21 protein-coding genes, 1 tRNA gene and 1 pseudogene are annotated in these 21,148 nt (G+C 71.0%); 12 read left to right on the top strand and 11 right to left on the bottom strand.

Features of this window, described 5'->3' with window-relative positions; genetic code table 11:
• Nucleotides 1-77: 77 nt before the first annotated feature.
• Entirely contained in the window at nt 78-416 is a 339-nt protein-coding gene (locus tag JIW86_RS19495; protein ID WP_215139636.1) for a DUF2516 family protein, read from the top strand.
• A 77-nt stretch (nt 417-493) separates the two neighbouring features.
• On the opposite strand, the gene JIW86_RS19490 is transcribed toward JIW86_RS19495, so the two are convergent.
• From JIW86_RS19490 to JIW86_RS19480, 3 genes are all read right to left on the bottom strand, one after another.
• A complete protein-coding gene (locus JIW86_RS19490) occupies nt 494-1,819 on the bottom strand; it encodes a PP2C family protein-serine/threonine phosphatase (RefSeq protein ID WP_257555135.1) in 1,326 nt (441 codons plus the stop codon).
• A gap of 290 nt (nt 1,820-2,109) precedes the next feature.
• Nucleotides 2,110-3,168 (bottom strand): C40 family peptidase, encoded by a 1,059-nt coding sequence (locus JIW86_RS19485; protein WP_251063809.1) that lies wholly within the window; start codon nt 3,166-3,168, stop codon nt 2,110-2,112.
• Between the two features lie 266 nt (nt 3,169-3,434).
• The gene (locus JIW86_RS19480) at nt 3,435-4,256 is read right to left on the bottom strand and encodes a class I SAM-dependent methyltransferase (RefSeq protein WP_215139633.1); all 822 of its coding nucleotides are present in this window, start codon (nt 4,254-4,256) and stop codon (nt 3,435-3,437) included.
• 231 nt (nt 4,257-4,487) lie between these two features.
• On the opposite strand from JIW86_RS19480, the gene mshA reads away from it, so the two are divergent.
• Together mshA and JIW86_RS19470 are read left to right on the top strand one after the other, a co-directional pair.
• Nucleotides 4,488-5,870: a D-inositol-3-phosphate glycosyltransferase gene (gene mshA / locus JIW86_RS19475; RefSeq protein WP_416237577.1), complete on the top strand. Its 1,383-nt coding sequence runs from the start codon at nt 4,488-4,490 to the stop codon at nt 5,868-5,870.
• Nucleotides 5,863-6,351, top strand: coding sequence for a YbjN domain-containing protein (locus tag JIW86_RS19470; RefSeq protein WP_215139632.1), 489 nt, complete (start codon nt 5,863-5,865; stop codon nt 6,349-6,351). The genes mshA and JIW86_RS19470 overlap by 8 nt, the downstream gene beginning before the upstream one ends.
• On the opposite strand, the gene JIW86_RS19465 is transcribed toward JIW86_RS19470, so the two are convergent.
• Nucleotides 6,323-7,621: an MDR family MFS transporter gene (locus JIW86_RS19465; RefSeq protein WP_257555131.1), complete on the bottom strand. Its 1,299-nt coding sequence runs from the start codon at nt 7,619-7,621 to the stop codon at nt 6,323-6,325. The genes JIW86_RS19470 and JIW86_RS19465 overlap by 29 nt on opposite strands.
• A gap of 152 nt (nt 7,622-7,773) precedes the next feature.
• Here JIW86_RS19465 and JIW86_RS19460 point away from each other — a divergent pair, with 152 nt between their 5' ends.
• Nucleotides 7,774-8,532, top strand: a complete 759-nt coding sequence (locus JIW86_RS19460) for a phosphoglyceromutase (protein WP_257555129.1) — start codon at nt 7,774-7,776, stop codon at nt 8,530-8,532.
• A 61-nt stretch (nt 8,533-8,593) separates the two neighbouring features.
• Here the strand turns inward: JIW86_RS19460 and JIW86_RS19455 are convergent, their stop codons facing one another.
• From JIW86_RS19455 to phoU, 6 genes and pseudogenes are all read right to left on the bottom strand, one after another.
• Nucleotides 8,594-9,133: a DUF4760 domain-containing protein gene (locus JIW86_RS19455; RefSeq protein ID WP_257555127.1), complete on the bottom strand. Its 540-nt coding sequence runs from the start codon at nt 9,131-9,133 to the stop codon at nt 8,594-8,596.
• 39 nt (nt 9,134-9,172) lie between these two features.
• A pseudogene (locus tag JIW86_RS19450) lies at nt 9,173-9,337 on the bottom strand (integrase); the annotation flags it as partial.
• A 349-nt stretch (nt 9,338-9,686) separates the two neighbouring features.
• Nucleotides 9,687-9,923: a hypothetical protein gene (locus JIW86_RS19445; protein ID WP_257555125.1), complete on the bottom strand. Its 237-nt coding sequence runs from the start codon at nt 9,921-9,923 to the stop codon at nt 9,687-9,689.
• A 285-nt stretch (nt 9,924-10,208) separates the two neighbouring features.
• Nucleotides 10,209-10,285 (bottom strand) — tRNA-Trp (locus JIW86_RS19440).
• 93 nt (nt 10,286-10,378) lie between these two features.
• Nucleotides 10,379-10,528, bottom strand: a complete 150-nt coding sequence (locus JIW86_RS19435) for a hypothetical protein (protein WP_167344738.1) — start codon at nt 10,526-10,528, stop codon at nt 10,379-10,381.
• 110 nt (nt 10,529-10,638) lie between these two features.
• Complete coding sequence (phoU, locus tag JIW86_RS19430) at nt 10,639-11,316, bottom strand: phosphate signaling complex protein PhoU (protein ID WP_112449136.1); 678 nt, start codon at nt 11,314-11,316, stop codon at nt 10,639-10,641.
• 216 nt (nt 11,317-11,532) lie between these two features.
• On the opposite strand from phoU, the gene JIW86_RS19425 reads away from it, so the two are divergent.
• Together JIW86_RS19425 and JIW86_RS19420 are read left to right on the top strand one after the other, a co-directional pair.
• Entirely contained in the window at nt 11,533-12,771 is a 1,239-nt protein-coding gene (locus tag JIW86_RS19425; RefSeq protein WP_257555121.1) for a sensor histidine kinase, read from the top strand.
• On the top strand, nt 12,768-13,448 hold the full coding sequence (locus JIW86_RS19420; RefSeq protein WP_030387286.1) for a response regulator transcription factor: 681 nt from the start codon (nt 12,768-12,770) through the stop codon (nt 13,446-13,448). The genes JIW86_RS19425 and JIW86_RS19420 overlap by 4 nt, the downstream gene beginning before the upstream one ends.
• Nucleotides 13,449-13,567: 119 nt before the next feature.
• Here the strand turns inward: JIW86_RS19420 and JIW86_RS19415 are convergent, their stop codons facing one another.
• Nucleotides 13,568-14,254, bottom strand: coding sequence for a DUF461 domain-containing protein (locus JIW86_RS19415; RefSeq protein ID WP_257555114.1), 687 nt, complete (start codon nt 14,252-14,254; stop codon nt 13,568-13,570).
• 635 nt (nt 14,255-14,889) lie between these two features.
• Between JIW86_RS19415 and JIW86_RS19410 the strand changes: the two genes are divergently transcribed.
• The 6 genes from JIW86_RS19410 (at nt 14,890) to JIW86_RS19385 (ending at nt 21,126) form a co-directional block, all read left to right on the top strand.
• On the top strand, nt 14,890-15,372 hold the full coding sequence (locus JIW86_RS19410; protein ID WP_003953493.1) for a CarD family transcriptional regulator: 483 nt from the start codon (nt 14,890-14,892) through the stop codon (nt 15,370-15,372).
• A gap of 273 nt (nt 15,373-15,645) precedes the next feature.
• On the top strand, nt 15,646-16,392 hold the full coding sequence (gene ispD / locus JIW86_RS19405; RefSeq protein ID WP_257555112.1) for a 2-C-methyl-D-erythritol 4-phosphate cytidylyltransferase: 747 nt from the start codon (nt 15,646-15,648) through the stop codon (nt 16,390-16,392).
• Nucleotides 16,382-16,885, top strand: a complete 504-nt coding sequence (ispF, locus tag JIW86_RS19400; protein WP_215139626.1) for a 2-C-methyl-D-erythritol 2,4-cyclodiphosphate synthase — start codon at nt 16,382-16,384, stop codon at nt 16,883-16,885. The genes ispD and ispF overlap by 11 nt, the downstream gene beginning before the upstream one ends.
• Before the next feature lie 94 nt (nt 16,886-16,979).
• Nucleotides 16,980-18,380, top strand: a complete 1,401-nt coding sequence (gene cysS / locus JIW86_RS19395) for a cysteine--tRNA ligase (protein ID WP_257555111.1) — start codon at nt 16,980-16,982, stop codon at nt 18,378-18,380.
• Nucleotides 18,381-18,475: 95 nt separating this feature from the next.
• Entirely contained in the window at nt 18,476-19,447 is a 972-nt protein-coding gene (rlmB, locus tag JIW86_RS19390) for a 23S rRNA (guanosine(2251)-2'-O)-methyltransferase RlmB (protein ID WP_215139624.1), read from the top strand.
• Between the two features lie 164 nt (nt 19,448-19,611).
• A complete protein-coding gene (locus tag JIW86_RS19385) occupies nt 19,612-21,126 on the top strand; it encodes a DoxX family protein (RefSeq protein WP_257555110.1) in 1,515 nt (504 codons plus the stop codon).
• Nucleotides 21,127-21,148: the final 22 nt, after the last annotated feature.

The following is a 21,148-nucleotide window of genomic DNA, read 5'->3' as shown; positions in this document are numbered from 1 at the left end:
CCCGTGCCGGTAGCGTGGAATCGGGCGGCATCCCGTCAGGAGTGCGAAAGCAAGAGCGTGAGAAGGCGGTCGAAGCGATGTTGATGGACGGGTTCGATCGAGGCGTGCTCCCGATGCTGGGGCTCGCCATGCTGGTGCTCGCCGTCGTGGCCTTCGTGTTCGCGCTGCTCGCGCGCGAGGACGCGTATCGGGCGGCCGAAAAGCAGACCAAGACGTTCTGGCTGGTCATCCTCGGCATCACCGTCCTCGTGGACTTCTTCCTGGGGATGCTGTTCCTGGAGATCGCCGGCCTGGTCGCCACCATCGTGTTCTTCGTCGACGTGCGCCCCGCGCTCAAGCAGGTCTCGGGCGGCGGGCGGCGCAGCGGCGGCAGCAGCAGTGACGGGCCGTACGGGCCCTACAACGGCGGAAGGTAACCCTCCCCGCCGCCCCGCCCGGCGGTCAGGACACGACGTCAGTGCCCGACGTCAGTGCCCGACGTCAGTGCCCGGCGTCAGGACCCGCCGCGGGAGAGCAGGACCACGGCCACGTCGTCCGTGAGCTCGCCGCCGTTGAGGCGGCGGGCCTCGGTGACGGAGGCCTCCAGCAGGTTCTCGCCGCTCAGCCCGTCATCGAGGTGGCGGTTGATCATCTCGACCATGCCGTCCTGCCCCAGGCGCTCCTTGCCCGCGCCGATCCGGCCCTCGATCAGCCCGTCGGTGTAGAGCATCAGGCTCCACGCGCCACCGAGCTCGACCTGGCGCCGGGGCCAGCGGGCCTTGGGCAGCAGTCCGAGTGCCGGGCCGCTGTTCTCGTACGGGAGCAGCCGCGCGGGGCGCCCCGGCCTGGAGATCAGCGGTGCCGGGTGGCCGGCCAGGCACAGGCCGGCGCGGCGGCCGTCCGGGGCGATGTCCACCGTGCACAGCGTCGCGAAGATCTCCTCGCAGGGACGTTCCACCTCCAGGACTTCCTGGAGCGTGGCCAGCAGGTCGTCGCCGCACAGGCCGGCCAGGGTCAGGGCGCGCCAGGCGATGCGGAGCTCGACGCCGAGGGCCGCTTCGTCCGGGCCGTGGCCGCAGACGTCGCCGATCATGGCGTGGACGGTGCCGTCGGGGGTGCGGACGGTGTCGTAGAAGTCGCCGCCGAGCAGGGCCCGGCTGCGGCCGGGGCGGTAGCGGGCGGCGAAGCGGAGGTCCGAGCCCTCCAGGAGGGGGTTGGGGAGCAGCCCGCGCTCCAGCCGGGCGTTCTCCTGGGCGCGCAGTTTCGATTCTGCAAGCTTGTACTGGGCGATGTCGGCCCGTTTTCTCTCCACCGCGTACCGGATGGCGCGGCTCAGCAGCCGGCCGTCCAGCTCGTCCCGGAAGAGGAAGTCCTGGGCGCCGACCCGGACGGCCTCGGCGCCGCGCTCGGCGTCCGCCTCGGCGGTGAGGACGAGGACGGCGTGGCGGGGGGCGATGCGGAGCACCTGGCGGAGGTTGTCCAGCTGGTCCGCGGCCGTGGCGGTGGACGCCGTACGGGGGCCCGTGTCCGGCAGGGCCAGGTCGAGCAGGATGCAGTGGACGTCGGGCGTGAGCAGCCGTGCGGCCTCGGTGAGGTTGCGGGCGGTGCGGAGCCGGATGCGGTGGCCGTCGGTGTCGAGGATCTCGGGGACGGTGAGGCCGCCGGCCGGGTCGTCCTCGATGACCAGGAGGGTCAGCGGGGTCGTGTGCGTGGTCGCCTGGGCCGTCGCTTCGGCGGCCGCCTGGCCGGTTGCCTGCGCCAGGGGCGGTTCGGCGGTCAGAACGGCCTGACCGCTTTCCGTGGCCGGGGTGTCCCTCTGCCGCGGTACGGGTACGGGCATCGTCTCCGGTTCCTTCCCTCCCCCCGAGGGTGCGCTCGTGCGCCGACCCTAGCGGCCCGGCCCGGCGGGCGGAATGCCGTGCCGGGCCAGGGCCTCCGTCATATGCCGTTATCGCGGGGGAAAATCGGCCTCGTGGATGACAAAGGTCACGGCGGGGCCGTGTTCCGTCCCGCCTAGCGAGACGTCCGGCGGGCCGGTTTGGTTGCCTGCGGCGCCCGCCCTGAACCCCGCCCTGCGGGGCTTCCCCCACGCCGCCCCCGGACCCCCGCGCCCGGCGTCCGGGGCGCGGGCTACGCGTCCGGCCGGACGACCGCCTTGATCGGCATCGAGCCCGCACCCGCCATCGTCACGTTCCGGCCCGGGCGCGGGGCGTGGACCATCGCGCCGTCGCCGACATACATCGCGACGTGGCTCGCGTCGTCGAAGTAGATGATCAGATCGCCCGGGCGCATGTCCTTGATCGCGACCTTCGGCAGCAGCCTCAGCTGCTCCTGCGAGGTGCGCGGGATCGGCCTGCCCGCCGCCAGCCAGGCCTGGGAGGTCAGACCGGAGCAGTCGAACGAGCCCGGACCCTCGGCTCCCCAGACGTAGGGCTTGCCCATCTGCGCGGTGGCGTACTGCACGGCCCGCTTCCCGGCGTCCGTCGCCAGGCCGTTGACGTCCTTCATCGCGCCCGTCGACAGCCACGCCGTCTGCGCCTTGTACTGGGCTTCCTGCTCCAGCTGGATCAGCCGGGCCTTCTCCTCGGCCTCGAGCTTGTTCTCCAGCTCCTCCGCAGCCTTGATCTTCTCCTCGATCTGCTTCTTCGCGTTCTCCTGCTTGATCCGGTTGGCCTCCAGCGTCGCCCAGTGGGCGCTCGCCTCCTCCGCGTACCGCTTCAAGTCGTTCTGGGTGCGGTCCAGTTCGGTCAGCATGTCCGAGGCGGCCTTCTCGCCCTGGCGCATCCGGCCCGCCCCGTCGAGGAAGTGGCCCGGGTCGTCGCTCAGCGCCAGATTCGCGCTCGGCGGCAGACCTCCCGAGCGGTACTGGGCGCGGGCGGCGGCGCCCGCGCGGCTCTTCAGGGTGGTGATCCGCTCCTGGCCGGCCACGATCAGGTTGGCGATCTCGACGATCTTGTCCGACTGGGCCTTGGCCTCGGCCTCGGCGAGGTTGTAGGCGTCCGTGGCGGTGCCCGCCTGCCGGAACAGCTCCTCCATCTCCTTGCGGACCTGCTCCAGGGACTTGGCGCCCGGCTCCGGAGCCGGAGCGGCGGGAGCCCCGGGGGCCGCCGGAGCCACGGGTGCCACGGGCGCGGCAGGAGCCGCGTACGCCATGCCCGTCGCCAGGCCCGGCGCCGTCAGTATCGCCATCGCGCACAGCAGCACGAGCCCGCTTGTGCCCCGCCGTCGCCGTTCGGCCCCCATGGTCCCCCCAGGCACCCAGAGTCAGACCCTGCATCATCCTGCATTAGATCTGACTATTCGTCAGTAACTTGTCGCTGCCTTCGGGATGGTGCCACGAGCCGGTGAATTCCGACACCCTTGTGGATGTCCTTCCGATCTTGTCCGCCCCAACGGACCCCACCCCTGACCGCTCAACGGGCGATCCGTATCACCGGTTCCCCCGGCCGCCGTATTCACCCCGCCGGGCGCAACGCCTCCCAGCGCACCGTCAGTTCGCCCTGCCGCCACCGCCCCGGCCCGTCCGCCAGCGGCCAGTCGCCGGACAGGGCCCGCGCCGTCCGGATCCAGCGCTGCCGCGCCCCGTACGAGGCGTACGGAGCCGCCGCCGCCCACGCCCGGTCGAAGTCGCGCAGGAACGCGTGCACCGGCTCGCCCGGAACGTTGCGGTGGATCAGCGCCTTCGGGAGCCGCTCCGCCAGGTCCGAGGGGCGCTCCAGGGAGCCCAGCCGGGTCGCGAACGTCACCGTGCGCGCCCCCTCCGGCCCCAGTGCCACCCACACGTGCCGCCGCCCGATCTCGTCGCAGGTCCCCTCCACCAGCAGCCCGTCCGGGGCCAGTCGCGCGCACAGCCGCTCCCACACCGCCGCGACCTGCTCCTCGTCGTACTGGCGCAGTACGTTCGCCGCCCGGATCAGCGCCGGGCGGGCCCCGTCCTCCAGCGGGACCTCGAAGCCGCCGTGCCGGAAGCTCAGACCCTCCCGCTCGTACGGCTTCGCCCCGGCCACCCGCGCCGGCTCGATCTCGATACCGACCACCCGCACCCGCGGAGCCGCCTCGCGCAGCCGCGCCAGCAGCTCGACCGCCGTCCAGGGCGCGGCCCCGTAGCCGAGGTCCACCGCGACCGGCGCCTGCGCGCGCCGCAGCGCCGCCCCGTGCGTGGCGGCGATCCAGCGGTCCATCCGGCGCAACCGGTTCGGGTTCGTCGTCCCGCGCGTCACCGAGCCCACGGGGCGCCCGGGGGCGCGGCTGGGAGTCGGAGTGGTGCGGGAGGCCATGAGCCGAGAGTAAGCGGAGCGCCCTCACCGGAGGAAAATCGGGAGCCCGCCGAGAAAAAGACGCGGAAATCCGGCCACCCCGGAATGCGCGGGACGGCCATCCGGGTTGCACTCCTTGCAGGGCGCCCGGCGCGCCCCTGTCGGCATGCCCGGCAGCCGCCCGCCGCCAGCCCGGCAGCCGGTCCGAGTGTCGTCCGATCCGCGTGTCGTCGAGCGAGAGGAACTGCTCCCTTGAGCCAGTACGTGTCCCGCCTCGGCGGCAGCATCAGCGGCCGCCTCGCCGCCGCCCGCGCCACCCGGCACGAGCCGCCGCGACTGCGCCTGCCGGCCGTCGGCCACCACCGCAAGCCCCGCCGCGTGGCCATGCTCAGCGTGCACACCTCCCCGCTGCACCAGCCCGGCACCGGCGACGCCGGCGGCATGAACGTCTACATCGTCGAACTGGCCAAACGCCTCGCCGCCATCAACATCGAGGTCGAGATCTTCACCCGGGCCACCACCGGCGGACTGCCGCCCGTGGTCGACTTGGCCCCCGGGGTCCTCGTACGGCACGTGGACGCGGGCCCGTACGAAGGCCTCGCCAAGGAGGAGCTCCCGGCCCAGCTGTGCGCCTTCACCCACGGCGTGATGCAGGCCTGGGCCGGCCACCGCCCCGGCTACTACGACCTCGTCCACTCCCACTACTGGCTCTCCGGCCACGTCGGCTGGCTCGCCGCCGAGCGCTGGGGCGTCCCGCTCGTGCACGCCATGCACACCATGGCCAAGGTCAAGAACGCCGCGCTGGCCGAGGGCGACACGCCCGAGCCCGCCGCCCGCGTCATAGGCGAGACCCAGATCGTGGCCGCCGCGGACCGGCTCATCGCGAACACCGCCGAGGAGGCCGACGAGCTCGTCCGGCACTACGAGGCCGACCCCGCCAAGGTGGCCGTCGTCCACCCCGGCGTGAACCTGGACCGCTTCACCGTCGGCGACGGCCGGGCCGCCGCCCGTGCCCGCCTCGGCCTGCCGCAGGACGCCGTGATCCCGCTCTTCGCCGGGCGGATCCAGCCGCTGAAGGCCCCCGACATCCTGCTGCGCGCCGTCGCCGAGCTCGTCGACCGGGACCCCTCGCTGCGCGGCCGCCTCTTCGTCCCCGTCGTCGGCGGCCCCAGCGGCAGCGGCCTCGCCAAGCCGGAAGGCCTGCAGAAGCTCGCCGCGAAGCTCGGCATCGCCGATCTCGTGCACTTCCACCCGCCGGTGGGACAGGACAGCCTCGCCGACTGGTTCCGCGCGGCGTCCGTGCTGGTCATGCCCTCGTACAGCGAGTCCTTCGGACTCGTCGCCATAGAGGCGCAGGCCAGCGGCACGCCGGTGCTCGCCGCCGAGGTCGGCGGACTGCCCGTCGCCGTCAACGACGGGGTCACCGGAATCCTCGTACCCGGCCACGACCCGGTGGACTACGCGCGTGAGCTGCGGCGTTTCGTGGACGACCCCGGGCTCGCGGACCGGATGGGCGCCGAGGCGGCGCGGCACGCGCAGTTCTTCGGCTGGGACACCGCCGCCGGCGGCACGGCGGACGTGTACACCGCGGCGATGCATGATCACCGCCGTCGCGTACGCTCCCACCATGGCTGACACCGCCGAGATCATCGAGGCCACGCTCGCCGGCGCCGAGCTGAGCTGGGAGAGCCCCGAGCCGGGCTCCTACGTCGTCCAGCTCCCCGGCACCCGCAAGCTGAGCACCACCTGCTCGCTCCGGGTCGGCCGGCACTCGTTGTCGGTCAACGCCTTCGTGATCCGCCACCCCGACGAGAACGAGGCCGGGGTCCACCGCTGGCTGCTGGAGCGCAACCTCAAGCTGTACGGGCTGAGCTACGCGGTGGACCGCCTCGGCGACATCTACCTGACGGGCCGCCTACCGCTCGCCGTGGTCACCCCGGAGGAGCTGGACCGGCTGCTCGGCACGGTGCTGGAGGCGGCGGACGGCTCCTTCAACACCCTGCTGGAGCTCGGTTTCGCCGGGGCGATCCGCCGCGAGTACGAGTGGCGCGTCTCCCGCGGCGAGCCGACCTACAACCTGGACGCGTTCAAGCACCTGACGCAGCCGTCGGCCTGACCTCGGCCGGCGAGGCCGGCGCGGACGGTTCGGCCGACGCGGCCGCCGGCAGCTCCGGCGCGATCACGGGCGGCAGGTTGCGCATCAGCAGCCAGTACCCGAGCCCGGCGACGGTTCCGAGGACCGCCGTCGCCCCCCACAGCCAGCCCGCGCCGAACCGGTCGATCACCCCGCCCGCCAGCAGCGGCGCGATCAGCGAGGCCACCGCCCAGGACATCGTGTACATCCCCTGGTAGCGGCCGCGCCCGTGCAGCGGGGAGAGCCGCGCGACCAGGCCCATCTGGGTCGGCGAGTTGATGATCTCGCCCAGCGTCCACACGCAGACGGTCAGCGCGAGCACGCCGATCGAGCCGCCGAACGCCGTCAGACCGAACCCGTACCCGGCCAGCAGCGCCGAGATCACGAGCAGTTTCTGCGGGTCGCGGTGCTCGATGAACCGCGTGACCGGGATCTGCAGCACCACGATCAGTACGCCGTTCACGGCGGCGACCAGTCCGTAGTCCCCGGTGGAGAACCCCGCGGTGCCCATGGCCAGCGGCAGCCCGAACGAGCCCTGCATGAAGATCAGCGAGATCAGGAACGACAGCCCGACCACAGCCATGAACCGCCCGTCGCGCAGCACGGTGCCGAGTCCGATCCCGGGCTCGGCCGCCGCCGCGGCCGCGTCGCCCTTCTCGGGCCGCGACTCGGGCAGCTTCACGAAGACGAGGACCGCGCACAGCAGCGTCAGCGCCGCCTCGCCCAGGAATCCGGCCAGGTAGCTGTACTCGGCGACGAAACCGGCGACCGTCGCGGAGATCGCGAAGCCGAGGTTGATGGCCCAGTAGTTCAGCGCGAAGGCCCGTACCTGGTCCTCGGGGCGGACGATGTCGGCCATCATCGCCTGCACGGCGGGGCGCGAGGCGTTGGAGGTCATGCCGACCAGCAGCGCGACGGCCGCGATCGCCGCCGGATGCTCCATGAAGCCGAGCAGCGCGACCGACAGGGCGGTCGAGACGTTGGCGGCCATCAGCGTGGGCCGGCGCCCGAGCCGGTCGGTCATCACCCCGGCGACCAGCGAGGAGATCACACCGCCGAGCCCGTGCAGGGCGACCACAAGTCCCGCGAAGGAGGCCGAATAGCCCCGGTCCAGGGTCAGGTACAAGGTCATGAACGTGGCGACGAAGGCCCCGAGCCGGTTCACCAGGGTGCTCGCCCACAGCCACCAGAACGCACGCGGCAGACCCGACACGCTCTCCCGGGCGGCCCGTCTCAAACTGGCAGCGGACATAAGGAATCCCCCCGGTGATGTAAGTGTCTCTTGAGCTCCCCGCACATTACGATTGGTGGTTCCGTCAACGCCAGTCAATTGACGCCCGGCGTCAATCGGCGGGCATGGACACCGCGCGCGAGCGCCCCGGCCCGTCCATTAGGCTCGTACGCATGGCCGACGCACCGTACAAGCTGATCCTCCTCCGCCACGGCGAGAGCGAGTGGAACGCGAAGAACCTGTTCACCGGCTGGGTGGACGTCAATCTCAACGAGAAGGGCGAGAAGGAGGCGGTCCGCGGCGGTGAGCTGCTCAAGGACGCCGGCCTGCTCCCCGACGTCGTGCACACCTCGCTCCAGAAGCGCGCGATCCGCACCGCGCAGATGGCGCTCGAGGCCGCCGACCGTCACTGGATCCCGGTCCACCGCTCCTGGCGCCTGAACGAGCGCCACTACGGCGCCCTCCAGGGCAAGGACAAGGCCCAGACCCTCGCCGAGTTCGGCGAGGAGCAGTTCATGCTGTGGCGCCGCTCGTACGACACCCCGCCGCCGGCCCTCGAGGACGGTACGGAGTTCTCCCAGTCCGAGGACCCGCGCTACGCGTCGATCCCGCCGGAGCTGCGCCCGCGCACGGAGTGCCTCAAGGACGTCGTCGTCCGCATGCTGCCGTACTGGTACGACGCGATCGTGCCGGACCTGCTCGACGGCCACACCGTCCTGGTCGCCGCGCACGGCAACTCCCTGCGCGCCCTGGTCAAGCACCTGGACGGCATCTCCGACGCCGACATCGCGGGCCTGAACATCCCGACCGGCATCCCGCTCGCCTACGAGCTCGACGCCGAGTTCAAGCCCCTCAAGCCGGGCGGCACCTACCTCGACCCGGACGCGGCCGCGGCCGCCATCGAGGCCGTCAAGAACCAGGGCAAGAAGTAGCCCCCACGCACGAAACGGCCCCCTGCCTGCTGGTTCTCAGCAGGGAGGGGGCTTTTCTTGGTCACGGGGCCGTCTGGGGGCCGTCCCCGTTCCATGGCGGGCATTGTGCGAGGCCGATCGACGTGTGCACCGCCGACATGGGCCGAGCTTTCGCCCTCGCGGCGAGGTCTTCGAAGTAGAGCATGGCTGGGGTTGTGAGTGCCCGCTCTCGGTAGATGTAAGGGGCCAGGACATCCCACATGGACACGATGTTCAAGCCGTACGAGCCGATGACCAGAACCTCGTCTACTACGCCGTGAGCAACGAGCTTGCCCACGTCGTCGTAGAACAAGCTGACTCGGCGTATGTGGCCCAGTGCCTCAGGGGGCAGCCTCCGGTACCCGTTCTCGTGTGAGTGCTCAGTGTTCAGTCGAGTGCTGATGTACGCGATCGCCTGCGAGAAGTCGGGTTCACGGGTCTCTCGGAAGAGCTCGATGACTATGGGCAGCACGTTGGAGTTCTGCGCGAGCCGCAGCTGACGTTGTGCGACGGCTACCGAGGTGCCTAACGCCGCCAAGGCCACGAGAACGGCAAGCAGATTCAGCGCGAGCGACAGGCTCATGGCGGGAGGCTAGTCCTGTTGCAGGGTCTGCGAAAGATCTCAGTCCGTACCATGCCCGTTGTAGACCGACGCTATGGCCTTGCGGGTCCGCTCCCGGCTACTGGGCATCAGATGTGCGTACACCCGGAGAGTCAGACCCGGGTCGGAGTGACCCAGGTAGTCGGCCAGAGCCTTGATGTTCTCTCCGGCATCAAGCACCCGGCTGCGCTCCGCTCCGCCGGGCGGGCTTCCCGGCTCCGCTCCGCGCGACGCTCCTGCCTTCGGCCCGCTCCGCGCGCTGCGCCGACGCCCGCCCCTACGGCTGGGATAGGCCCGAGGGCATGAGGCGAGCCCCGACCGGCCGTCGATTCCATCCCTCACCGACATGCCTCCGGCGGGGGCCTCAGGCTCCGGGATGGCGGGGGCACCGCGGGCGGGTGGCGGCTGGTGGGGGTTGAGGCGGGGGAACTCCCATCCCGTCTGCCGTCAGTGGTGGGCGGAGGCAGGGGTGATCTGACGGTGGTCCGTCCCCGTCAGAACCGATGGGAGTAGGCCCCGGGCCCTCCAAATGCTGTTACAGACCTCGGTCCCTGTTCCAGCGGCTCACATGCACTGCGTAGAAGATGTTGCCGATGCCCGCCGTAAACATGAACAGCCAGAAGTGAACCCACAACGACTGACGGCGCCGCCTCAGACCCATCCCGCCGACCATCGCGGTAGCCGACGCCGCTGCGGAGCTGGTGTTGTTAATGATGATGGTCGGAGGTTGCGCGTAAGCCTGGGCAGGCTGTTGGTCCGGCGATGTCGTCATGTTGCGTCGACTCCCTGGTGCGTCGTTTGTGCAAGAACGAGATGCACCCTAGGTAGGCCTAAGCGATCACTGAGGTGAAACCACCCATGCGTCACCCGGTCGGGGGGCTGGGCACTTGCGGAGCGTCGCGCGTGGGCCGTCTGTGGGCCGTGGGACGGTGACCGAGGGCGGCCAAGGGTGACAACCGCTGACCGCTCGACCGCTGGTCAGAGCCGGGGTGCCGGGTAAAGCCCCAGGTCGGAGCAAGAACCAGGGCAAGAAGAAGTAGTCCCAGCCAAGGGCAGGGGCGGACCGGCCGGAGTCGAACCGGCGTCCTCGCGGTTTTGGAGACCGCGCGCGACGACCTCTGCGCTACGGGCCGCCCCCGCAGGCATCGTAAGGGCAGCTCACGCGAAGGGCCCCGGCCGAGGACGTCGGCCGGGGCCCTTCGCGTACGGTGCGCCGGGTCGGCGGGGTCAGCCGCCGCACTGGCAGGGGGCGCCGGACTGGCAGCCGCAGCCGCAGCCCGAGCCGCAGCCGCAGGCTGCGAGCAGCGGGAGGCGCAGCGGTTCCGGCCTCGGCGGCTGCTCCTGCTCCGGCGTGATGGGGACGGGGGAATCGGGCATGGTTCCTCCTCGCGGGCGGCGTACGGGACTTCGCACGACGGACCGCCCTCGCCTCATTCATGCCCAGCCACACCGGCGCGTCAACGGCGCATTGGGGCTCGCGCCCGTGCTCAGACGCCCTCGACCTGGGTCGGCGGCTGGAGCTCGTCCGCGTGCTCGCCCGTCACCAGGTAGACCACGCGCTTGGCCACCGACACCGCGTGGTCCGCGAAGCGCTCGTAGTACCGGCCCAGCAGCGTCACGTCCACGGCCGTCTCGATGCCGTGCTTCCAGCGGTCGTCCATCAGGTGCTGGAACAGCGTGCGGTGCAGCTGGTCCATCTCGTCGTCGTCCTGCTCCAGCTGGAGCGCCAGGTCGACGTCCTTGGTGATGATGACCTCGGCGGCCTTCGCCATCAGGCGCTGCGCCAGCTGCCCCATCTCCAGGATGGTGGCGTGCAGGTCCCGCGGCACGGCCGTGTCCGGGAAGCGCAGCCGCGCGAGCTTCGCCACGTGCTGGGCCAGGTCGCCGCTGCGCTCCAGGTCCGCGCTCATCCGCAGCGAGGTCACCACGATGCGCAGGTCGGTGGCGACCGGCTGCTGCCGGGCCAGCAGCGCGATCGCGCGGGCCTCCAGGTCGTGCTGGAGGTCGTCGACCTTCTGGTCGGCGGCGATGACACTCTCGGCGAGCTTCAGGTCGGCGTCGAGCATGGACGTCGTGGCCCGCCCGATCGCGGAACCGACCAGCCGGGCCATCTCGACCAGGCCCTCTCCGATCGAGTCCAGTTCCTCGTGGTACGCGTCACGCATGTCTGGTGTCCCTCTCTTGACCTACTGCACTACTGCCCGGGGGGCCCGGCCAGGGCGGCCGCTGGCCCCACGTTGACACGGTGAGGCGCAAACGCGTCCGACTCCGGCATCACAAATGAATCAACCCCGTACCCAGGGTGAACTCTGGGCGACGAGTGTTCGAGGTGGCACCCGAACGGCTGTGGAAGTGTCGTCACGCCTGCTTAACCTGGATGCATGGACGTGAACGCGGCGGTCGCCGCAGCTGCAGCGATCGCCGGTCTTTGCACCGGTGTGATCGCGATGCTGGCGTTCCGCTGGAGCGAGCGCGACCAGGCCCGCCCCACCCGGAGCTCCATGCGCCCCGACATCAACGCGGTGCTCCCACCCGGTGTGGACACCGTGCTCTCCGTACTGCGGTCCTCGGCCGTCGTACTCGACGAGGGCGACGCGGTGGTCAAGGCCAGCTCGGCGGCGTACGCCCTCGGACTGGTCCGAGGCGGCAAGCTCGCCGTCGAACCCATGCTCCACATGGCCCGCGACACCCGCCGCGACGGGGAGATACGGCAGGTCGAGCTGGACCTGCCCCGGCGCGGCACCGGCCGCGGGGAGGCCCTCGCCGTCTCGGCGCGCGTCGCCCCGCTCGGCTCCCGCCTGGTGCTCCTCCTGGTCGAGGACCTCACCGAGGCCCGCCGCATCGAAGCCGTACGCCGCGACTTCGTGGCCAACGTGTCCCACGAGCTGAAGACCCCGGTCGGAGCGATCTCCCTGCTCTCCGAGGCCGTCATGGACGCCTCGGACGACCCCGAGGCGGTCAGTCGCTTCGCCGGCCGCATGCAGATCGAGGCAACCCGCCTGATCAACCTCGTACAGGAACTCATCGACCTCTCCCGGGTACAGAACGACGACCCGCTGGAGGACGCCGAGCCCATCCGCGTGGACACCCTGGTAGCAGAGGCGATCGACCGCTGCCGACACACGGCCTCCTCCAAACAGATCACCATGGCCGCCGGCGGCACCGCCGACCTGCGCGTCTGGGGCAACCGCGGACAGCTCGCGGCAGCCCTCGGAAATCTGGTCGAGAACGCCGTCAACTACAGCCCCGCCCGCACCCGCGTCGGCATAGCCGGGCGCAGGGTGGCGGCACCTGGGGGAGACTTGATCGAGATCGCCGTGACCGACCAGGGCATCGGCATCCCGGAAAAGGACCGCGAGCGCATCTTCGAGCGCTTCTACCGCGTGGACCCGGCCCGCTCCCGTGCCACGGGAGGAACGGGCCTCGGCCTTGCGATCGTGAAGCACGTGGCTGCCTCGCACGGCGGGGAAGTGTCGGTGTGGAGCTCGGAGGGCCAGGGCTCCACGTTCACGCTGCGACTCCCCGAAGCGGCCGCGCCGGCCCCGGCGACGACCCCCGCACCCGCCCCACCCCTGACTGACCCAGCAACAGCCATCCCTGCCCCGGAGGTCCTTCCGTGACCCGAGTGCTCGTCGTCGAGGATGAGGAATCATTCAGCGACGCCCTGTCCTACATGCTCCGCAAGGAGGGCTTCGAAGTCGCCATCGCCGCGACGGGGCCCGACGGACTGGACGAGTTCGAGCGCAACGGCGCCGACCTCGTCCTCCTCGACCTGATGCTCCCCGGCCTGCCCGGCACGGAGGTCTGCCGGCAGCTGCGCGGCCGCTCCAACGTCCCCGTGATCATGGTGACGGCCAAGGACAGCGAGATCGACAAGGTCGTCGGGCTGGAGATAGGAGCCGATGACTACGTCACCAAGCCCTTCTCCTCGCGGGAGCTGGTCGCCCGCATCCGCGCGGTCCTGCGCCGCCGCGGCGAACCGGAAGAGGTCACCCCGGCGGCCCTCGAGGCGGGCCCCGTACGGATGGACGTCGACCGCCACGTGGTCACCGTCGCCGGCGGGAAGGTGGACCTCCCGCTGAAGGAGTTCGACCTGCTCGAGATGCTGCTGCGCAACGCGGGCCGCGTACTGACCCGCATGCAGCTGATCGACCGGGTCTGGGGCGCCGACTACGTCGGTGACACCAAGACCCTGGACGTCCACGTCAAGCGCCTGCGCGCGAAGATCGAACCGGACCCGGGCGCGCCGCGCTACCTCGTCACGGTGCGCGGTCTCGGCTACAAGTTCGAGCCGTAAACCGAGCTTCACGCAGGACAGCTCCACGCAGTACGGGAAGGGCCCCCAGCCGCCGATGCGGATGGGGGCCCTTCCCGTATGCGTATGCGTACATGTACGGCGCTACGCCGTCATCCGGGTCAGTGGCCCGCGCTGTGCGAGGCGGAACCCGACGGCGTGCCGGCGGCGCCCGAGGGGGATCCGGACGGGCTGCCCGAGGCCGCACCGGTGGCCGCGCCCGACGGGGTGCCGGACGGGCTGCCGGAGGGGGCGCCGGACGGGGTGGAGCCGGCGGCCGGGGTGGCGGCCGGGGCCACGGTCGGGCCGAACGGCGCCCACGCGCCGGTGTTCGGCACCACGAAGGCCTCCAGCTCGATGCCGCCCGTGCTGCTCAGCTGGAAGAGGAGCTTCTGTACCTCGCCGTCCCTGACGGTCGCGGCACCGTTCTCGATCACGGCGGAGGCGTTGCCCTTGCCGCCGATCACCACGTAGCCGAGGGCCGGCACGGTGACCTTGCCGGAGCCTTCGGCGGGCTTCAGCGCGACCTTGCCCTGGCCACCCGGGAGGGTGATGCCGTCAAGGGTCTCTGCCTTGGTGCCGTTGTTGAAGAGCGTCGCCGAGACGACTGCTGCGCCCTTCTCGCCCTTCTGGCCCTGGGTGATCACCAGTGCGTTCTGGACCTCGATCTCGCCCTTGGAGGCGGCGGCGTTGTCCGGCTTGATCTGGAGGGTCTGCGCGTCGTTGCCCGCACCGCATGCGGCCAGCGAGGCGATCGAGAACACGACGGCGGTGGCGGCGAGGGCGCCGCGTCGAAGGCTGCGGCTCACGGCGGCGGCATCTCCTTGACGTACGGAACGGGAGGGTGGGCTCCCTTGGGACGGCCGAGGTAAAGCCGCTCTAAGGGTGTGTCAGCGCGCTTAGGTTACCGAGCCGCCGCCCTGCCCCCGCACCCGACCCTCCGCAGCGCGGCGGCCACCCTGCCGGGGGTCTGCGCCCACTTCCGCGATCTTGCATTCCGCGTGCCGTTCACCGTGCCGTTCACATGCCGATCACCCTGCCGTTCACACGCCGATCACATGACACCCGCATATCGAGCCACGGACGCCCGGTGATCAATTCCCGGATTCCCGTGAACGCCGCCGCGTGATCAATTCGGGATTGGGCCTGAACCGCCCCGCACTGGCGGCCGCCAGTCGAACGGAGTAGTTCGGTTTTGCGACTCCGAAACCGGCAAATCGGGACGTACGTCACACTGACGGTGGTGTCGAGCGGGTGTAGCGTGGCCCTTTCGCCCGGTCCGCACAGCGCCCCCGACCTGCGAATACCCCCTTCCGGAAGCCCTTCGCAGCACGTTCCTGTCGCTGTTGTCAAGCCCCGAGATGTGCCCTGACCTGCGAAAACGCCATTCATAACAGTCAGTTCTCGTGTTACCCTGGATAGCCACGGAAGGGGTACCTGTCACATGACGTTCAAGGTTGGCGACACCGTGGTCTATCCCCATCACGGGGCCGCGCTGATCGAGGCCATTGAGACTCGTCAGATCAAAGGCGTGGACAAGACCTACTTGGTGCTCAAGGTCGCCCAGGGCGACCTGACGGTTCGTGTGCCTGCGGACAATGCGGAGTTCGTCGGCGTTCGCGACGTAGTCGGCCAGGACGGGCTGGACCGGGTCTTCGAGGTGCTGCGCGCACCGTATGCAGAAGAGCCGACGAACTGGTCCCGGCGCTACAAGGCAAATCTGGAGAAGCTCGCTTCTGGCGATGTCATCAAGGTCGCCGAAGTCGTGCGTGACCTGTGGCGTCGTGAGCGTGAGCGCGGGCTTTCCGCGGGTGAGAAGCGCATGCTCGCGAAGGCGCGCCAGATTCTGGTGAGCGAACTCGCGCTCGCCGAGAACACGAACGAGGACAAGGCCGAGGCCCTCCTCGACGAGGTTCTCGCGTCCTGACGCGAGGCCCCGTTCAGCAAACAGTGTTCATCAGAACAATGTGTACACAGTTGTGCCGCGGTGCCCGATGACGAGGCCCCTCCTCCACGAGGGGCCTGTTGCCGGGCGCTGCGGCATGTCTGTACCCATACCTTTTGATCCACCTCACTGGTGTGCCGGGTCCGGGCAGCCTGCTCGACCGGTCGTCCACGGAAGGGGCGAGGGCGTCGCACCCGGCACCCTCCAGGCCATACCCATGTCGGCCGAAGTCACAAACCTGGCTCGGAGCTACTGATGTCTGACGAAACGCGCCCCCACCGCACCGCCGCGGTGATCCCGGCCGCCGGCCGCGGGGTACGCCTCGGCCCCGGCGCCCCCAAGGCCCTGCGGGCCATCGGCGGAACGCCGATGCTCATCCACGCCGTCCGCGCCATGGCCCGCTCCCGCGCGGTCTCCCTCGTGGTCGTCGTCGCCCCGCCCGACGGCGCCGACGCGGTACGCCTCCTCCTGAACGAGCACGCGCTGCCCGATCGCACCGACATCGTGGTCGTGCCCGGCGGCGAGACCCGCCAGCAGTCCGTACGCGCCGGCCTCGACGCGCTCCCGCAGGACGTCACCTCCGTGCTCATCCACGACGCGGCCCGCCCGCTGGTCCCCGTCGACACCGTGGACTCCGTCGTCGAAGCCGTACGCGCCGGAGCCCCCGCCGTGGTGCCCGCCCTGCCCCTGGCCGACACCGTCAAGGAGGTCGAGCCCGGCAAGCCCGGCGAGCCCGAGCCCGTCGTCTCGACCCCCGAGCGGGCCCGGCTGCGCGCCGTACAGACCCCGCAGGGCTTCGACCGTGCCACCCTCGTACGCGCGCACGAGGAGATCGCCGTGGCCGGCGAGGGAGCCACCGACGACGCCGGCATGGTGGAGCGCCTCGGCGTCACCGTCGTCGTCGTCCCCGGCCACGAAGAGGCCTTCAAGGTCACCCGCCCGCTCGACCTGGTCCTCGCCGAGGCCGTACTCGCCCGCAGGAGGGCCACCGATGCCTACTAGCCCCGACGCCCCGCTGATCCCGCTCGTCGGCATCGGCACCGACGTGCACGCCTTCGAGACGGGCCGCGAGCTGTGGTGCGCCGGACTGCTGTGGGAGGGCGAGGACGGCCTCGCCGGACACTCCGACGGCGACGTCGCCGCGCACGCCGCCTGCGACGCGCTGTTCTCCGCCGCCGGCGCCGGCGACCTCGGCGCGCACTTCGGCACCTCCCGCCCCGAGTGGTCCGGAGCCGCGGGCGTCACCCTCCTGGCGGAGGCCGCCCGCATCGTCCGCGCCGAGGGCTTCGAGATCGGCAACATCGCCATCCAGGTGATCGGCGTACGCCCGAAGATCGGCAAGCGGCGCGAAGAGGCGCAGAAGGCGCTCGCCGCCGCCGCGGGCGCCCCCGTCTCCGTCTCCGGCACCACCACCGACGGACTGGGCCTCACCGGCCGCGCCGAAGGGCTCGCCGCCATCGCGACAGCCCTCGTGTACCGGACGAATCCCGCGTAGTGCGACGTACGAAGACACTTCTTCCACAACAAAGAGGCCCCCGGGTCCCCAAAGGGTCGCGGGGCACTGCTACAGGCGCACTACCCTGGATGCCGTGACTATTCGCCTGTACGACACCAGCGCCCGGCAGATCCGTGACTTCACCCCGCTCACCGCGGGCTGTGTCTCGATCTACCTCTGTGGCGCCACGGTGCAGGCGGCCCCCCACATCGGGCACATCCGGTCGGGCCTCAACTTCGACATGATGCGCCGCTGGTTCGAGTACCGGGGCTACGAGGTCACCTTCATCCGCAACGTCACGGACATCGACGACAAGATCATCGCGAAGTCCGCCGAACAGCGCCGCCCCTGGTGGTCCATCGGCTACGAGAACGAGCGTGCCTTCAACGACGGCTACGCCGCCCTCGGCTGCCTCCCGCCCACCTACGAGCCCCGCGCCACCGGCCACGTCACCGAGATGGTCGAGATGATGCGCGGCCTCATCGAGCGCGGCCACGCCTACGAGTCCGAGGGCAACGTCTACTTCGACGTGAAGTCCTACCCCGGCTACCTCTCGCTGTCCCGCCAGGAACTCGACAACATCCGCCAGCCGGAGAGCACCGGCGAGACCGGCAAGCGCGACGCCCGCGACTTCGCCATGTGGAAGTCCGTCAAGCCCGGCGAGCCCTCCTGGGAGACCCCGTGGGGCCGCGGCCGCCCCGGCTGGCACCTGGAATGCTCCGCCATGGCGCACAAGTACCTCGGCGAGGCCTTCGACATCCACGGCGGCGGCCTGGACCTGATCTTCCCGCACCACGAGAACGAGATCGCCCAGGCCAAGGCCTTCGGGGACGAGTTCGCGAGCTACTGGGTCCACAACGCCTGGGTCACCATGTCCGGCGAGAAGATGTCCAAGTCCCTCGGGAACTCGGTCCTCGTCTCCGAGATGGTCAAGCAGTGGCGCCCGATCGTCCTGCGCTACTACCTCGGCACCCCGCACTACCGGTCGATGATCGAGTACAGCGAGGAGGCCCTGCGCGAGGCCGAGTCCGCCTTCGCGCGGATCGAGGGCTTCTACCAGCGCGTCATCGAGAAGGCCGGCAAGCCCGTCGAGCCCGCCGCCGAGGTCCCGCCCGCCTTCGCCGAGGCCATGGACGACGACCTCGGGGTCCCGCAGGCGCTCGCCATCGTCCACACCACCGTCCGCCAGGGCAACAGCGCACTCGCCGCCGACGACAAGGACGCGGCCATCGCGCGCCTGTCGGAGGTGCGGGCCATGCTGGGCGTCCTCGGCCTGGACCCGCTCGACCCGCACTGGGCCGGCGAGGCGGACCGCGGCGAGGACCTGCACGGCGCCGTCGACACGCTCGTACGCCTCGTCCTCGAACAGCGCGAGTCCGCCCGGGCCCGCAAGGACTGGGCCACGGCCGACGCCATCCGCGACCAGCTCCAGCAGTCCGGACTGGTCATCGAGGACAGTCCGACGGGTCCGCGCTGGACGCTCGGCCCCCGCTGAGCCCAGGCAGCTGAGCTTGGTGTGCTGCCCGGCGTTCCGGGCGGCACACTCTTCATACGTACATACCGCAGCATCAACGAAAACAGGTAGAAGTCATGGCCGGGAACAGCCAGCGCAGGAACCGCCGTACGTCCAACAAGAAGGGCGCGACGGTCGGCAGCGGTGGCCAGCGGCGCAAGGGCCTGGAAGGCAAGGGCCCCACGCCCAAGGCCGAGGACCGCAAGAAGCACAAGGCGAACCGCATCAGCAACGCCATGGCCCGGCAGGCCGCCAAGCGCCGCCCCGCCCCCCGCCGCGGCGGAGCCAAGGGCACCAGCGAGATGGTCGTCGGCCGCAACCCGGTCTTCGAGGCGCTGCGCGACGGAGTTCCCGCCACCACCCTCTACGTCCAGCAGTTCATCGACAACGACGAGCGCGTCCGCGACGCCCTCAAGCTCGCTGCCGACCGCGGCAACATCAACCTGATGGAAGCCCCGCGCCCCGAGCTCGACCGCATGACCAACGGGCTCAACCACCAGGGCCTCGTCCTCCAGGTCCCGCCGTACGAGTACGCGCACCCCGAGGACCTCACCGCCGCCGCCTACGACGACGGGGACGACCCCCTCATCGTCGCCCTCGACGGCGTCACCGACCCGCGCAACCTCGGCGCGATCGTCCGCTCCGTCTCCGCCTTCGGCGGCCACGGCGTGGTCATCCCCGAGCGCCGCGCCGCCGGCATGACCGCCGGTGCGTGGAAGACCTCGGCCGGCACCGCCGCCCGCACCCCGGTCTCCCGCGTCACCAACCTCACCCGCGCCCTCCAGGACTACAAGAAGGCCGGCATCACCATCGTCGGCCTCGCAGCCGAGGGCGAGCACAGCGTCAACGACCTGGACGCGCTCGGCGGCCCCGTCGTCATCGTCGTCGGCTCCGAGGGCAAGGGCCTCGGCCGCCTCGTCGGCGAGAACTGCGACTACCTCGTCCGCATCCCGATGCCCGGCGGCGCCGAGTCCCTCAACGCCGGTGTCGCCGCCGGCGTCGTGCTCTACGAGGCCGCCCGCCGCCGCGCGGACCGCGGCCGCGCCTGATCCATCCGCCTCATCCGCTTGATCCGCTTGATCCACTTGGCTCACGGAAAGTGACACGTGAGGCTGTCACCCCGCCCGTTTCGGGCGGGGTGGCTTGATCTTGACGGGTCTCGGACAGATCCCTGATGTCAAGGCAGTGTCCTAAACACTGATCACTCGGTTAGATGAGTGTGGACACCAGAACGTCAGGGTTCGACGACCAGCCCGCGCTGAGCATGGTCAAGGTGCCGTGCGACCCCGCACAGGTCATCGTCAACCACGCCAGCTTCCGCGTGCGGCTCGCACCGAGCCCGAGCGCGCGTTCCAAGCCCGCGAACGCCCCCGGCCGCGCCCCCGTCCTCGGCGGCGCCGTGGCCGCCGCGGCCGGAGCCACCCGCCGCAGAGCCCCCGTCGTCTGGAGCGGCAAGGCCGCCCCCGGCGACGGAGCGGCCATGGGCGGACTCCTCCAAGCCGTACGCGAGGCCGGCCGCGGCATCGACGAGTACGACGGCGGCGCCACCCAGGTCATCCCGCGCATCGACCTGGCCCACGACCTCGCCGACAACACCCTCACCACCCCCACCGTCATCGGCCAGCGCACCTACGGCGACCCCGACGAGACCCGCCCCCTGGCCGCCGTACGCGACCTCCCGTACGAGCCGGCCTACGGCAGCGGATCACCCGACCCCGGCGCCGACACCCGGCGCGCCGGCACCGACACCCGCGGACAGGCCTCCTACTACCCCGGCCGCCGGATGAACCTCGGCGTCGTACTCCTCCCACTGCGCGTCTTCCTCGGCTTCATCTCCATCTACGCCGGCATGGGCAAACTGTGCGACCCCGTCTACTTCGACGGCGGCGAACGCGGCTCCATGGTCACCTGGCTGCACACCCTCCACCCCTGGGCACTCGCCGAACCACTGCGCGACTTCGCCCTCGCCCACCCCGTCGGCGCCGGCCTCAGCGTGGCCTTCCTCCAGGTCATCGTCGGAGTCCTGACCGTCTTCGGCCTCTGGCAGCGGTTCGCCGCCTGCTTCGGAGCACTGCTCTCCGCCGCGCTCCTGATGACCGTCAGCTGGAAGACCGTCCCCGCCTACGACGCGCCCGACATCATCTACCTCGCCGCCTGGAGCCCGCTGATCATCGCCGGCGCCCCCGTCTACTCCCTCGACGGACGCCTCGCCGGCGAAGCCTGGCGCACCCTCGGACCCCGCTCCGAGATCTGGCGACTGCGCCGGCGCGTACTGCGCCGCGGAGCCGTCATGGCCAGCGTCATCTGCGGACTCACCCTGCTCATCGGCTCCCTCCTCGGCGGCGCCGTCCGCTCCACCACCGTCGTCACCGTCCCCGGCCCCGGACAAGCCCCCAGCAACTACCTCCCCGGCCGCCCCCTCCCCAAGGAACCGGCCAGGCAGCAGCAGCCCACCCAGCAGCCGTCCAAGCCCGCACAGCCCTCCGCCAGCGCCTCCGAGCCCGCCGCCAAGTCCGGCAAGGGCGCATCCGGCGGCCCCGCCCGGGAAACCGCCGGCACCCGCTCCGAATCGCCCACCGCCACCAAGGGCACCACCAGCAGGCAGACCCCCCGCAGCACCCCGCGGCAGTCCGCCCCCCAGAAGCCGCCGACCTCCTCCGGCAGCAGCACCTCCGGCACCACCACCCCGGCCAAGCAGCCCGGCCTGGTCGGAGGCCTCCTCGGCTGAACCCGGCCGACCGGCATCCAGA

Source organism: Streptomyces sp. NBC_00162, assembly GCF_024611995.1.
Classification (GTDB): Bacteria; Actinomycetota; Actinomycetes; order Streptomycetales; family Streptomycetaceae; genus Streptomyces.
Note: the sequence above shows the minus strand (reverse complement) of the source record. Positions and strands in the feature narration are given on the sequence as shown.